This is a genomic window from Massilia haematophila, assembly GCF_042647645.1.
GTDB lineage: Bacteria > Pseudomonadota > Gammaproteobacteria > Burkholderiales > Burkholderiaceae_D > Telluria > Telluria haematophila.
Map to the genome: position 1 here is coordinate 2,897,691 of NZ_JBHRVV010000001.1, position 13,923 is coordinate 2,911,613.

10 protein-coding genes are annotated in these 13,923 nt (G+C 66.2%); 8 read left to right on the forward strand and 2 right to left on the reverse strand.

The features are described 5' to 3' along the window. Positions 1 to 3 precede the first annotated feature (3 nt). The 4 genes from ACFOPH_RS12890 to tal all read left to right on the forward strand — a co-directional run bounded on the left by ACFOPH_RS12890 (position 4) and on the right by tal (position 4,605). A complete protein-coding gene (locus ACFOPH_RS12890; protein WP_379735650.1) occupies positions 4 to 2,184 on the forward strand; it encodes a hybrid sensor histidine kinase/response regulator in 2,181 nt (726 codons plus the stop codon). A 154-nt stretch (positions 2,185 to 2,338) separates the two neighbouring features. Then, on the forward strand, positions 2,339 to 2,941 hold the full coding sequence (locus ACFOPH_RS12895; protein ID WP_379735652.1) for a PEP-CTERM sorting domain-containing protein: 603 nt from the start codon (positions 2,339 to 2,341) through the stop codon (positions 2,939 to 2,941). Between the two features lie 115 nt (positions 2,942 to 3,056). Continuing rightward, entirely contained in the window at positions 3,057 to 3,554 is a 498-nt protein-coding gene (locus tag ACFOPH_RS12900) for a GAF domain-containing protein (RefSeq protein WP_312554067.1), read from the forward strand. 121 nt (positions 3,555 to 3,675) lie between these two features. Then, positions 3,676 to 4,605 (forward strand): transaldolase, encoded by a 930-nt coding sequence (gene tal / locus ACFOPH_RS12905; protein ID WP_312554069.1) that lies wholly within the window; start codon positions 3,676 to 3,678, stop codon positions 4,603 to 4,605. Between the two features lie 74 nt (positions 4,606 to 4,679). Here the strand turns inward: tal and ACFOPH_RS12910 are convergent, their stop codons facing one another. Continuing rightward, entirely contained in the window at positions 4,680 to 5,306 is a 627-nt protein-coding gene (locus tag ACFOPH_RS12910) for a TetR family transcriptional regulator (protein ID WP_312554071.1), read from the reverse strand. A gap of 21 nt (positions 5,307 to 5,327) precedes the next feature. Further along, a complete protein-coding gene (locus tag ACFOPH_RS12915; RefSeq protein WP_379733102.1) occupies positions 5,328 to 6,539 on the reverse strand; it encodes an ISL3 family transposase in 1,212 nt (403 codons plus the stop codon). Between the two features lie 269 nt (positions 6,540 to 6,808). Between ACFOPH_RS12915 and ACFOPH_RS12920 the strand changes: the two genes are divergently transcribed. The 4 genes from ACFOPH_RS12920 (at position 6,809) to ACFOPH_RS12935 (ending at position 13,917) form a co-directional block, all read left to right on the forward strand. Then, on the forward strand, positions 6,809 to 8,128 hold the full coding sequence (locus ACFOPH_RS12920) for an efflux RND transporter periplasmic adaptor subunit (RefSeq protein WP_379735655.1): 1,320 nt from the start codon (positions 6,809 to 6,811) through the stop codon (positions 8,126 to 8,128). A 43-nt stretch (positions 8,129 to 8,171) separates the two neighbouring features. Beyond that, a complete protein-coding gene (locus tag ACFOPH_RS12925; RefSeq protein ID WP_312552462.1) occupies positions 8,172 to 11,333 on the forward strand; it encodes an efflux RND transporter permease subunit in 3,162 nt (1,053 codons plus the stop codon). Next, positions 11,330 to 12,769, forward strand: a complete 1,440-nt coding sequence (locus tag ACFOPH_RS12930; RefSeq protein ID WP_312552460.1) for an efflux transporter outer membrane subunit — start codon at positions 11,330 to 11,332, stop codon at positions 12,767 to 12,769. The genes ACFOPH_RS12925 and ACFOPH_RS12930 overlap by 4 nt, the downstream gene beginning before the upstream one ends. A 233-nt stretch (positions 12,770 to 13,002) precedes the next feature. Further along, on the forward strand, positions 13,003 to 13,917 hold the full coding sequence (locus ACFOPH_RS12935; protein WP_379735657.1) for a M28 family peptidase: 915 nt from the start codon (positions 13,003 to 13,005) through the stop codon (positions 13,915 to 13,917). The last annotated feature ends 6 nt before the right edge of the window (positions 13,918 to 13,923 follow it).

A 13,923-nucleotide genomic window follows, 5' to 3' on the forward strand; every position in this document is an offset into this window, starting at 1 on the left:
GGTATGACCATTTCGCTGCGCCGGCTGCTCATCCTCCTCAGCGCGATCGGGCTGCTGCCGCTCGCCCTGCTCGGGCTGTGGTCGCTGCATGCCGCCGGCCAGTACCAGCAGCGCGAGCAGGAGCGCGCGATGCTCGACCTGGCGCGCGCCCTCTCCAGCGCCGTCGACGCGGAACTCGACGGCGCGGTCTCGACCCTGGCCAACCTGGCCCAGGCGCCGGCCATCGGCGCCGGCGACATCCGCGGCTTCTACTACATCGCGGCCCGGCAGGCCGCTGCCCATCCCGAATGGTTGACCGTGATCCTCACCGACGCCGAGGGCAAGATCCTGTTCCGCACCACCAGCCCTTTCGGCGCCGCCGGCGGACGCATCGCCGATCCGGACAGCCTGCAGCGACTGCTCGCCGTGCAAAAACCGCTGGTCGGACAGGTGGCGCGCGGGCCGCGCGGGCGGCCGGCCTTCCCGGTCCGCGTGCCCGTGCGCGACCACGCCGGCCGGCTGTATGCGCTGACCGGCGCGCTCCAGCCAGACCGCATCCTGCGCGTGATCGAGCGCCAGCGGGCGCCGGCCGGATCGGTGATCGCGATTATCGATGCTTCCGGCGCGATCGTCGCCCGCTCGTCGCGTCACGAACAGACCGTCGCCACCCCGCCCAGCGCCTCGCTGGCCAGGCTGATCCGCAGCCGCGCGCCGGAAGGCATCGGCGCCACCACCACGCTCGAGGGCGAAGCGGTCACCACCGCTTATACCCGCCTGTCGCGCTACGGCTGGAGCGTCGCGCTCAGCGTGCCGACGACGACGGTCGGAAGTGCGACGCTCGAGGGCATTGCCCTCTATGGCTGGGGCCTGGCGCTGTCCCTGCTGGCAAGCATCGGCATTGCCTGGCTGCTGTCGGCGCGCATCGCCAGGACCTTCCGCACGCTGCAGGCGGCAACCGCCGCGCTCGGCACCGGCGAGCAGGCGACGGTGGCGCCCTCGCGGGTCAAGGAATTCCGCCTGATGGGCGAGGCCATCGAGACCGCGGCGAGGCAGCGCGCCGCCCACGAACAGGAGCGTTCGCGCCTGCTCGCCTCGCTCGAGCAGGCGCTCGAGGCAAGCCGCCAGTCCGGCCAGGTGAAGGACGAATTCCTCGCGATGCTCGGCCACGAACTGCGCAATCCGCTCAGCCCGATCGTCGCCTCGCTCGACCTGATGGACCTGCGCGGCGACCGGGCAAGCGAGCGCGAACGCGGCATCATGCGGCGCCAGGTCCAGCACATGAAGCGGCTGGTCGACGACCTGCTCGACGTGTCGCGCATCGCGACCGGCAAGATGGGGCTCGATCCGCGGCCGCTGAACCTGGCCGAGCTGGTGCGCCACGGCGCCGCCAGCCGCCCCGGAATGATCGTGGAGCTGGCGGCGCCCGCCGCGCTGTGGGTCCACGGCGACGAAAGCCGGCTGGCCCAGGTCCTGAACAACCTGCTGTCGAATGCCGAGCGCTTCGGCAAGGGCAAGGCGCGGGTCGGCTTGAGCGAGTGCGACGGCTGGGCGCGGCTGGAAGTGGCCGACAGCGGCATCGGCATGCCGCCCGAGCTGCTGGCGCGCGTGTTCGAACCCTTCTACCAGGCGCAGCAGCAGCTTGCGCGCAGCACCGGCGGGCTCGGCCTGGGCCTGGCGATCGTCCACAAGATCGTCGCGCTGCACGGCGGGCGGATCCGCGCCCACAGCGACGGTCCCGGCCGCGGCAGCCGCTTCGTGGTCGAGTTGCCGCTGGCGCCGGCGCCGGCGCCTTCCGCCACGCGGCTTGGCGCCCATGATGCGGCGCCCGAGCGCGTGCTGCTGGTCGACGACAACCTCGACGCCGCCACCGCCACGGCGGCGATCCTGGCCCAGCTCGGGCACGAGGTCTGCGTGGCCCACAGCGGGGCCGAGGCGCTGGCCGTCGCGGCGCGCTGCGCGCCCTCGGTGGCGTTCCTCGATATCGGCCTGCCGGACATGGACGGCTACGCCCTGGCGGGCGCGCTGCGGCGCCTGAGCCTGGCGCCGCGCCTGGTGGCACTGACGGGCTACGGCCAGCAGGACGACATCGGCCGCGCCCTCGACGCCGGTTTCGACCTGCACCTGACCAAACCGGCCACGCTCGACGAGCTGCGGCGTGCGGTCAACGGACAGGCGGCGCCGGAACCGGCGGCATCGGCAGGGTAAGCGCCAGCCCGGCGCCCGTCGAAAATCTTTACAGGATCGCGGGCCGCATGACACAAGTCGGCCGGAAAGCGAGCGTATTCAAGCACTTGGCGAGCAATTGAGCGTCTGGCCCGCTCCTTGCTATGGATGACAGCACCAAAACCAAGGAGGGGTCATGAAAATTCTGTCTTACCTTGCAGCCGCCGCGCTGTCCCTGCTGCCGCTGTGCAGCCAGGCGGGCGTCATCTACCAATGGCAGGCGACGAACGACGAAACGCCGTATGGCATCACCCTCGAACTCGAGTTCGACGAAGCCACGGTCCAGGCCGGCACGCTGAACTATTATTTCGAGCACTTCAACGACGATCTTCCGCCGCCCGGCCTGCTGAACCTGCGCTACACCTTCCCCGGTCCCTACGGCGTGCAATGGTCGCTGCAGGATGGCGGCTTCGAAAGCCAGCTGGGCTACATCGACCTGCAGCTCAGCTTCGGGGCGGACGGTTTCCTGAGCGGTTCGATCTACCTCAACGACAGCGAGAGCCACCTCTACATGGAGTCGGTCGGCCGGACATTTACCATTGTCGACGCCAACAGCGACTACGAAATGATCGAGGCCGGTTGCCCCTGGCACCGCCCCGAACCGTGCGCCGGCGCCACCGGCTACCTCGCGCGCGAGGGTGCAGAGCTTCCGGCCGAGGTCCCCGAACCGGCGACGCTGGCCCTGTTCGGCGCCGGCCTGCTGGCGGCAGCCCGCCTGCGGCGCAAGACTGTCCGGTAAGCCCGGCAGGCGGCAGGCGGGATCGGGCCCATCCTGATCGCTCCGATTCGCCGCCTGCCGGCCGCGCGTGCTGGCTGTAGAATAGTGCTTTTCGTCCAGCCTGATCGACAGCGCCATGCACATCAACCCAGAACGCAGCACCCGTCCCGACTACGACCTGCTGGTACGCCAGGTCACCAGCGTCCTCGAAGGCGAGCGCGACCTGATCGCGAACGCCTCGCAGTTCTCCGCGCTCGTCTACGACACCATCGCCGACCTGAACTGGGCCGGTTTCTACCTCACCGTCCCCGCTAAAAAGGGCGAAGGCCAGGACCTGCTGGTCGGCCCCTTCCAGGGCAAGCCGGCTTGCGCACGCATTCCCTTCGGGCGCGGCGTCTGCGGCGCCACCGCCGTCGAACGCAAGACCATCGTCGTGCCGGACGTGCACGCCTTCCCGGGCCACATCGCCTGCGACTCGGCCTCGAACTCGGAAATCGTGATCCCGCTGGTCAAGAACGACAAGCTGGTCGGCGTGTTCGACATCGACAGCCCGCAGCTGGACCGCTTCTCGGATGAGGACCGCGCGGGGCTGGAAGCGATGGTCGCGGCGTTCCTGGAAGCGACCGACTGCTGATGTCGGCGCTGCGCGGTTGGACGTTTCGACCGAACCAGCGCCGTACCGCGTGGGCACAGGTGTCCACCCTACAAGCAGCATGCAAATATTATTCGGTAGCATTATTAAATAGGCAAATTATATGAACCAGCTCGACCAACTGAAGCAATACACCACCGTGGTCGCCGACACCGGCGACTTCCAGTCGATCAAGGCCTACGCGCCGCAGGATGCGACCACCAATCCTTCGCTGATCCTGAAGGCCGTGCAGAAGCCGGAATACCGTCCGCTGCTGGAACAGGCCGTCGCCGGCGCCAACGGCGCATCGGTCGAGGCGATCGTCGACAATCTCCTGATCGCCTTCGGCGTCGAGATCCTGAAGTACGTCCCGGGCCGCGTCTCGACCGAGATCGATGCCGCCCTGTCGTTCGACACCGAAGCCACGGTCGCCAAGGGCCGCGAACTGATCGCCCTGTACGAAAAGGCCGGCGTCTCGCGCGAGCGCGTGCTGATCAAGATCGCCTCGACCTGGGAAGGCATCCGCGCCGCCGAGATCCTGGAAAAGGACGGCATCCACTGCAACCTGACCCTGCTGTTCTCGCTGTGCCAGGCCGTGGCCTGCGCCGAAGCGGGCGTCAAGCTGATCTCGCCTTTCGTGGGCCGCATCTACGACTGGTACAAGAAGTCGACCGGCACCGACTATCAAGGCGCGGACGATCCGGGCGTGCAGTCGGTCAAGCGCATCTACCAGTACTACCGCAAATTCGGCTACGACACCGAAGTCATGGGCGCGAGCTTCCGCAACACCTCGCAGATCCTGGAACTGGCAGGCTGCGACCTGCTGACCATTTCGCCGGACCTGCTGCAGAAGCTGGCCGACACCGACGCGCCGGTCGAGCGCAAGCTGGTGGCGGACGCCGATGTGGCCATCGAAAAGATCGCCGTCGACGAGAAGAACTTCCGCTTCATGCTCAACGAAGATGCGATGGCGACCGAGAAGCTGGCCGAAGGCATCCGCGCCTTCGTGGCCGATTCGGCCAAGCTGAAGAAGATGATCGAAGAACTGCGCTGATCGGCAGTTCATGGCAGAAAAAAGGCGCGGCTGGTCCGCGCCTTTTTTATTCCGCGCTCTTTATTCCGCGCTCTTTATTCCGTTTGCTTGGCGCGAATACCGTCGAGCAGGGTATCGAACACCTGTCCGCCGGTCTCGAGCAGGCTGAAGGAGCCGGGTTCGAACATCCAGTTGCGGATCAACCCATCCATCATCGACCACAGGCCGAGTGCCTGCACGCGCGCATTCACGTCCGCACGGATCTGTCCGCCGCGGATGCCCAGTTTAATGCGTTCTTCCACATGGGCCATCCACTCCTTCTTGCTCTGGCTGCGGCGCACCCGCACGGCGTCGAGTTCGCTCACGAATTCCACCTTCAGCGAAGCGATCTCGAACACCCTGCGCGCCTTCGGATCCTGCTCGGTTACCCGGAAGATCTCCAGCACGAAACTGCGCAGGTCGTCGAGCGGATCGGTCTCGCTGGCCTTGTTCAGCACGGTCAGCGCGCACTCGAACGGCAGCGTGGCGCGCTCCATCATCGCGTTGAAGAGCGCGCCTTTGTCGTCAAAATGCCAATAAATCGCGCCGCGCGTCACACCGGCAGCGCTTGCGATATGCTGCAAGGTCGTTCGCGATACTCCCTGTTCTACAAACAATTGCTCTGCTGCATCGAGGATGCTGTCTCGCGTAGCGGCCGCTTCTTCCTTGGTTCTGCGGGCCATCTTCTCTCCGTTTTTTTAGGTTCATCGCACTTTGCCGGGGAACGCATCCTTGATTTTCAGGAAGAAGTAGGATGCGTCCCGAAAACCGTAGGCCATGCGCTTGATGACCTTGATGCGGTTGTTGACGCCTTCAAGGATCGATGAGCTCATCGGATAGATGGCTGATGCCAGGATGCCGCGGCGATATTTGGCCAGGCGTTTGGCAAACTGGATCAGCGGTGCGATCTGGCTTTGCAAGGCGAGCTTGAGCCAGGCTTTCCACCGCCGGGCACCGTCCCGGACTGATGGCGCATACCAGATTTCCTTCAGCTCGGTCTTGAGCAGGTAAACCGTTGCCAAGGGCTGGTTGGCAGCCAACAGCTCTTCGAGCTTGACGGCCTGCTCGGCCTTGAGGTTGTCACGATTGCGCAGTAACAGCCAGCGACTGCGCTTGATGACCTGGCGGGCTTTTGGTTCGGCACGCAAGGCATTGGCCTGGTCGACACGAACCCGGTCGACCACTTCGCGACCGAAGCGCGCCACCACATGAAACAGGTCGTAGACGACTTCTGCGTTTGGACATTGCTGGCGAACTTCGAGGTCCATGGCCGTGTTCATATCCATGGCAACGGCTTCGATCCGCTGGCAGCCTTCCTCTCCCAGCAACTCGAAGAACGGCCGAATCGCTTCCCGGCTATTGCCTTCTCCCACCCATAGCACCCGCATTCGTTCGGCATCCAGGGCGACAGTGGCGTACCGGTGCCCCTTGTGCAGGGCGAATTCGTCCATGACCAAGCGCCGTACGCCTTCTGCCGAGAAGCCACCATGCAGGTGCTGCAAGCGCCGATGATCGATGTCCTTGATGGTATGCCAGTGCAGGCCGGTCAACCGGGCCACATGGGCTATCGGAAGCAGCTGTGCCAGCGCCTCCACCCAGAGGCGCACGCGGTGCGTGATGCGCGCCCGGCGGTCGAGCCAAACAATGTGCTCGGCTACCCGTGCGTCGCAGTGATGGCAGTCCAGTCGCCGCACCGGCACATCGAGCCAGACACGCCTATCCAGAATGTCGCGGTCACGCACCTTACGCCTTCGGCACTCATGAACCAGAGCGCAAGGCTGGCGGCATGCCCCGCACAAAGCTTCGCTTGAAGGGCTGGTATCGAGAACGATTAACAGCGACCCGTCCTCTTGTTCGTGGACGGCATCGACAATATGGCCTTCCCAAAACGGGACAGACGGCATAGCATTGAGCATGGCGGTGGTTTGACAGACTGATTTGTTTGGCGACTATCAATCTACCAACATCAGACCTCCGCCACCACCTCCTGCTCAGTTCGTCAATCCCGTCTTCCCCCATTCCCCGCGAAGAACCTTTTTTTAGGTGGTCCAACACGTTAAACATACACTCGTGATAGTATATAAAAAATTTCGCAAAAGCCAGTGACATACCGTGCACAGGGACCTCGAAGAGGTTCATGAGGGCGGTTTTGTCTTTTTAATAAAACCAGAAGGAAGCACACGTAATGCGCTCTGCCCACTCCTCTCCCCTGTCCCTGACCCGGATTGCCGCCTGCACGCTGATGGCGGTGACCCTGCTGTCGGCCTGCGGCAAGAAAGACGCCGCCCAGGCCGGTCCTGGCGCCGGCGGCCAGATGCCGCCGCCGCAAGTCGGCGTCATCACGACCAAGTTCCAGCAGGTCGCCCTTGAAACCGAATTGCCGGCGCGTGTCGAAGCGATCCGCGTGGCCGAAGTCCGCGCCCGCGTCAACGGCGTCGTCCTCAAGCGTACGTTTACGGAAGGTGGCATGGTAAAGCAGGGCCAGTCGCTCTACCAGATCGATCCGGAACCCTACCAGGCCCAGCTGAACGCGTCGCAGGCCGCCGTCGGCCGCGCCCAGGCCAACCTGACCTCGGCTTCCGCCACCGTCGAGCGCTACAAGCCGCTGGTCGAGGCAAATGCGATCAGCAAGCAGGAATACACCAACGCCGTGGCCGCCGCCAAGCAGGCCGAGGCCGACGTCGCCTCGGCCAAGGCGCAGTTGAAGATTTCGCAGATTAACTACGGTTACTCCAACGTCTACGCCCCGATCTCGGGCCGCATCGGCCGCGCGCTGGTGACCGAAGGCGCCCTGGTCTCGAGCGCCGAAGCGACCCAGCTGGCGCTGATCCAGCAGACCGACTCGGTCTTCCTGAACATCACCCAGTCGGCTTCCGAGCTGCAGCGCCTGCGCAAGCAGGCCGGCGGCAAGGGCATCGACGCGGCCATCCCGGTGACCGTGGTGCTGGACGACGGCACGGTGCTGCCGCGCCAGGGCAAGCTGCTGTTCTCGGACGTGACCGTGGATCCGACCAGCGGCCAGGTGACCCTGCGCGCCCAGGTCGCGAATCCGGACAACGCCCTGCTGCCGGGCCAGTACGTGCGCGTACGCCTGGCCCAGGCCGAGCTGCCGTCGGGCATCCTGGTGCCGCAACAGGCCGTCACGCGTGGCGGCCAGACCGGCGACACCCTGATGGTGATCGGCGCCGACAACAAGCCGACCCCGCGCACCGTCAAGATCGCGTCGCAGGAAGGCAGTAACTGGGTCGTGACCGATGGCCTGAAGGAAGGCGAGCGCGTCATGGTCGACGGTTTCCAGAAGTTGCAGATGCTGCCGCCGGGCACCCCGGTGCAGCCGGTGGCCTGGACCCCGCAGAACTCCGGCACCGCTCCGGCCGCCGCAGGCAACCCGGCCCAGCCGAACGCGACCGGCGCCGCGGCCGTCAATGCCGCCGGCGGTTCGCGCACCCCGGCTACCGGTTCGCCGGCCGCCGGCGCGACCACGCCAGGCCAGAGCCGCCAGTAATTGGTGACCGAGTCGTCACTGAGTAAAAGGAACAGGACTTTTCATGGCACGCTTTTTTATTGACCGCCCTATTTTTGCCTGGGTGATCGCGCTGTTCATCATGGTGCTTGGCGGTGTTGCCGTCAAAACACTGCCGATCGCGCAATACCCGACCGTGGCGCCGCCTTCGATCGTCGTCAACGTCGCCTATCCGGGCGCGTCGGCACAGGTGCTCGAAGACTCCGTCATCTCCGTCATCGAACGCGAGATGAACGGCGCCCAAGGCATGATCTACATGGAATCGACCAGCCAGGCCAACGGCACCGGCTCGATCACCATCTCGTTCGAGACCGGCACCGACCCCGACCTGGCCCAGGTCGACGTCCAGAACCGCCTGTCGCGCGCGACCCCGCGCCTGCCCCCGGCCGTGACCCAGCAGGGTGTGCGCGTCGACAAGGCACGCTCGAACTTCCTGCTGTTCACCATCCTGTCGTCGGACGACCCGAACTGGGACCCGGTGGCGCTGGGCGACTACGCCTCGCGTAACGTCCTGCCGGAACTCCAGCGGATCAAGGGCGTGGGCCAGGCCCAGCTGTTCGGCACCGAGAAGGCGATGCGCATCTGGATCGATCCGGCCAAGCTGGTCGGCTTCAACCTGTCGCCGACCGACGTCAACACCGCGATCAGCCAGCAGAACGCCCAGGTCGCCTCGGGCACCATCGGCGACCTGCCGCTGGCGCAAGGCCAGCAGATCACCGCCACCGTGATCGTGGCCGGCCAGCTGGCGACCGTCGAACAGTTCGGCAACATCGTGCTGCGCGCCAATCCGGACGGCTCCACCGTGCGCCTGAAGGACGTCGCCCGCATCGAGATCGGCGGCCAGGCCTATGCCACCTCGGCGCGCCTGAACGGCAAGCCGTCGGCCGGTATCGGCGTCCAGCTGTCGCCGACCGGTAACGCACTGGAAACCGGTGACCTGATCAAGGCCCGCATGCAGGAACTGTCGAAGTTCTTCCCGCACGGCATGAAGTACACCATCCCGTACGACTCGACCACCTTCATCAACATCTCGATCGAACAGGTGGTGCATACCCTGCTCGAAGCGGTCGCGCTGGTGTTCGTCGTGATGTACGTCTTCCTGCAGAACTTCCGCTACACCCTGATCCCGACCATCGTGGTGCCGGTCGCCCTGCTCGGTTCGTTCGCGACCCTGCTGGCCCTGGGCTTCTCGATCAACGTGCTGACCATGTTCGGCATGGTGCTGGTGATCGGTATCGTGGTCGACGACGCCATCGTGGTCGTCGAGAACGTCGAGCGCATCATGTCCGAGGAAGGCCTGCCGCCGCTGCAGGCAACCCGCAAGGCCATGGGCCAGATCTCGGGCGCCATCATCGGCGTGACCGTGGTCCTGATGTCGGTGTTCGTGCCGCTCGCCTTCTTCTCTGGCGCTGTCGGCAACATCTACCGCCAGTTCTCGGCGGTGATGGTGTCCTCGATCGCCTTCTCGGCCTTCCTGGCGCTGTCGCTGACCCCGGCGCTGTGCGCGCACCTGCTGAAACCGGTCGAAGCCGGTCACCACATGGAGAAGAAAGGCTTCTTCGGCTGGTTCAACCGTAACTTCAGCGCCGGCGCCAAGCGCTATGAAGGCTTCGTCGGCTCGATCCTGGGCCGCGCCGGCCGCTGGATGGTCGTGTTCGTGGTGCTGGTCGGCGTGGTCGGCCTGCTGTTCACCCGCCTGCCGAACTCCTTCCTGCCGAACGAAGACCAGGGCTATGTGATCGCCAACATCCAGCTGCCGCCGGGCGCCACCGCCGAGCGCACCAACGTCGTGCTGCGCGCGATGGAAGAGTACGTCATGAAGCAGCCGGAATACGCGAACATGGTGGCCGTTACCGGCTTCTCGTTCTCGGGCCAGGGCCAGAACATGGGCCTCGCCTTCATCCCGCTGAAACCCTGGGCCGACCGCAAGGGCCAGGGCCAGGACGCGCAATCCTTCGCCAACCGCATCACGATGCACATGGGCGCCCTGCGCGACTCCTTCATCTTCGTGGTGAGCCCGCCGCCGATCCCCGAACTGGGCACCGGCACCGGCTTCTCGTTCCGCCTGCAGGACCGCGGCGGCAACGGCCACGAAGCGCTGGTCAAGGCGCGTAACCAGATGCTGGGCATGGCAATGCAGAGCAAGGTGCTGACCGGCATGCGTCCGGAAGGCCTGGAAGACGCACCGCAGCTCAAGCTGAACATCGACCGCGACAAGGCGCAAGCGCTGGGCGTGACCTTCAGCGCGATCAACTCGGCGCTGTCGACCTCGCTCGGTTCGAGCTACGTGAACGACTTCCCGAACCAGGGCCGCCTGCAGCGCGTGATCGTCCAGGCCGATGCGCCGAACCGCATGCAGCCGGACGACCTGCTGCGCATCAACGCGCTGAATACCCAGGGCCGCCCGGTGCCGCTGTCCTCGTTCGCGTCGACCGAATGGGTCACGGGCCCGATGCAGACCATCCGCTACAACGGCTATCCGTCGATGAAGCTGACCGGCGAACCGGCCCCGGGTTACTCGAGCGGCCAGGCGCTGGCCGAGATGGAGCGCCTGGCAGCCCAGCTGCCGCCCGGCTTCGCCTTCGAATGGACCGGCCAGTCGCGCGAGGAAATCCTGTCCGGCTCGACCGTGTTCATCCTGATCGGCTTCTCGCTGCTGGCGGTGTTCCTGGCCCTGGCCGCGCTGTATGAAAGCTGGACCATCCCGGTGGCGGTGCTGCTGGTGGTGCCGCTGGGCGTGCTCGGTTCGCTGCTGGCGGCGTCGATGCGCGGCCTGTCGAACGACGTCTACTTCAAGGTCGGCCTGATCACGATTATCGGCCTGGCGGCGAAGAACGCGATCCTGATCATCGAGTTCGCGAAGGACCTGCAGGCGCAGGGCAAGTCGCCGATGCAGGCGGCGCTCGAAGCGGCGCACCTGCGTTTCCGCCCGATCGTCATGACCTCGCTGGCCTTCATCCTCGGCGTGCTGCCGCTGGTGATCGCGAGCGGCGCCGGCTCGGCCGGCCAGCGCGCCATCGGTACCGGCGTGATGGGCGGCATGATCACGGCAACCGCACTGGGCGTGGTCTTCGTGCCGGTCTTCTTCGTCGTGGTCCGCACCCTGTTCAAGGGCAGCAAGCGCCAGAACGAGCTGTACACGCACCACGAAGACACCGGCAGCGTAGTGAAGGAAAAAATTCAATGACTCTGATATCCAAGACTAAACGTTTCACTCCCTTGGTCCTGGCACTGGCGCTGGCCGGCTGCGTGAACCTGGCGCCGAAGTACGAGCGCCCGGCCGCACCGGTTGCCGGCAGCTTCCCGCAGCTGCCGGCCGAAGGCGGCGTGACGCTGCCGACCGCGACCACCGAAGCGCCGGCCAGCATCGCCTGGCAGCGCTTCTTCGCCGACGCCCGCCTGCGCCAGCTGATCGAGCTGTCGCTGGCGAATAACCGCGACCTGCGCGTGGCGGTCCTGAACATCGAGCAGGCGCGCGCCCAGTACCGCATCACCCGCGCCGACCGCGTGCCGACCGTATCGGCCGCCGTCACCGGCAACCGCCAGAGCGTCGGCGAAGACCAGCCGATCCAGAGCGCCTACCAGGCCGGCCTGAGCGTGTCGAACTTCGAGCTCGACCTGTTCGGCCGCGTGCGCAACCTGTCCGAAGCGGCGCTGGCGCAGTACTTCTCCACCGAGGAAGCGCGCAAGACCGCTCAGATCAGCCTGATCGCCTCGGTCGCCAACAGCTACCTGTCGCTGCTGGCCGACGACGAGCTGCTGGCGCTCACCGAGCAGACCCTCAAGACGCGCGAGGAATCGCTGCGCCTGACCAGGCTGCGCTTCGAGAACGGCGTCTCGTCGAACCTCGAACTGCAGCAGTCGGCCTCGCTGGTCGAGACGGCGCGCGCCACGCTGGCGCAACTGCGCCGCCTGCGCGCCCAGGATGCCAACACGCTGACCCTGCTGGTGGGCCAGCCGATCCCGGAGAACCTGCCGGCCGGCGCCACCCTGGCGACGACCGAGCTGCCGGACCTGCCGGCCGGCCTTCCTTCGGACCTCCTGACCGTGCGTCCGGATATCCGCCAGGCCGAGCAACAGCTGATCGCGGCCAACGCCAACATCGGCGCGGCGCGCGCGAACTACTTCCCGCGCATCTCGCTGACCGCCAGCGCCGGCAGCGCCAGCACCGAGCTGTCGGGCCTGTTCAAGAGCGGCTCGTTCGGCTGGACCTTTGCCCCGCAAGCGATCCTGCCGATCTTCGACCTTGGCCGCGTGAGCGCGGGCGTCGACGTCGCCCGCGCCGGTCGCGACATCGCGGTGGCGCAGTACGAGCGCACGATCCAGACCGCCTTCCGCGAAGTGGCGGACGCGCTGGCGGGCCAGGCCACCTTCAGCGAACAGCTGCGCGCCCAGCGCGCCGTGGCTACCGCCGAGGAAACCCGCTTCAAGCTGTCCGACCTGCGCTACCGCAGCGGCGCGGCCAGCTACCTCGACCTGCTCGACGCCCAGCGCTCGCTGTTCCAGGCGCAGCAGTCGGCGGTCGAAGCGAACCTGGCGCGCCTGCAGAACCAGGTCACGCTGTACCGCGTGCTGGGCGGCGGCTGGGGCGAGCCTGCGCCGGAAGCGCAGGCGGCGCGCTGATCGCCGGCATATGTCGTAACGGAAACCGGGGCCTGTGCCCCGGTTTTTTTTCGCCTTTTTTGGGGCCATCGCTTGCAACGGTTCCGTGCGGCCCTGTTGAACTGAACTTGGCTACACTGGACGGGTCTATTGGTGATGGCGCCATTGAGGCGCCGCCCACTGCCATGCGGAACTTTTTTCACTCACACTGGAAAGTCATCGTTGCGCTCGTCCTGCTCATCATGGTGGCGATCTTGACGATCAGCCCCGAGTCCGCCCGCGCGGCGCCCGACCTGGCCGAACGCATGCGCCAGCATGTGCGCGCCGTCGCCTCCGAGGAACACAACACGAACAAGCCCGAGCAGCTCGAGCATGCCGCCCGCTACATCGAAACGGCGCTGGAACGCGCCGGCTACAAGCCCGCGCGCCAGGAATACGAGGCCGGCGGGCAACGCGTGCGCAACATCGAGGTGGCGATCGACAACGTCGCCAAAGGCAAGCGGCCGGAGCGCATCTTCATCGTCGGCGCCCACTACGATTCGGCGCAAGGCGCGCCAGGCGCGAACGACAACGGCAGCGGCACCGCGGCCGTGCTCGAGCTGGCGCGCCTGCTGCGCACCACGCAGCCGGCCGCCGGCACCGAGGTGCGTTTCGTCTTCTTCGTCAACGAGGAACCGCCCTTCTTCATGGGCGAGCAAATGGGCAGCATGCGCCATGCGGCCGAGCTGAAGCGCCAGGGGCAGCAGGTCGAGGGCGCGCTGGTGCTGGAAACGATGGGCTATTACACGGACCAGCCGGGCAGCCAGCGGTTGCCGCCGGGGCTGGACGGACAGTATCCGGATACCGGCAACTTCATCGCCTTCGTCGGCACGATCGAGTCCTCGGCGCTGGTGCGCCAGGCGCTGGCGGCCTTCCGCGACGCCTCCGATTTCCCGGCACAGGGCCTGGCCGCGCCGGCGCACACGATGGGCGTGACCCTGTCCGACCACAGCGCCTACAACCGGCACGGCTATCCGGCGCTGATGATCACCGACACCGCCTTCATGCGCTATCCCTACTATCACACGGCGCAGGACACGCCCGACAAGCTCGACTACGAGAGCATGGCGCGCGTCGTCACGGGGCTGTCGAAGACGATCGCCGCGCTGGCGGGCGCCACGCGCGGCTGACCGGAC

Bases quoted from the DNA above. Each gene is read 5' to 3' on its own strand.
- ACFOPH_RS12890 (WP_379735650.1), top strand. From the start codon at position 4: ATGACCATTTCGCTGCGCCGGCTGCTCATCCTCCTCAGCGCGATCGGG.
- ACFOPH_RS12895 (WP_379735652.1), top strand. From the start codon at position 2,339: ATGAAAATTCTGTCTTACCTTGCAGCCGCCGCGCTGTCCCTGCTGCCG.
- ACFOPH_RS12900 (WP_312554067.1), top strand. From the start codon at position 3,057: ATGCACATCAACCCAGAACGCAGCACCCGTCCCGACTACGACCTGCTG.
- tal (WP_312554069.1), top strand. From the start codon at position 3,676: ATGAACCAGCTCGACCAACTGAAGCAATACACCACCGTGGTCGCCGAC.
- ACFOPH_RS12910 (WP_312554071.1), bottom strand. From the start codon at position 5,306: ATGGCCCGCAGAACCAAGGAAGAAGCGGCCGCTACGCGAGACAGCATC.
- ACFOPH_RS12915 (WP_379733102.1), bottom strand. From the start codon at position 6,539: ATGCTCAATGCTATGCCGTCTGTCCCGTTTTGGGAAGGCCATATTGTC.
- ACFOPH_RS12920 (WP_379735655.1), top strand. From the start codon at position 6,809: ATGCGCTCTGCCCACTCCTCTCCCCTGTCCCTGACCCGGATTGCCGCC.
- ACFOPH_RS12925 (WP_312552462.1), top strand. From the start codon at position 8,172: ATGGCACGCTTTTTTATTGACCGCCCTATTTTTGCCTGGGTGATCGCG.
- ACFOPH_RS12930 (WP_312552460.1), top strand. From the start codon at position 11,330: ATGACTCTGATATCCAAGACTAAACGTTTCACTCCCTTGGTCCTGGCA.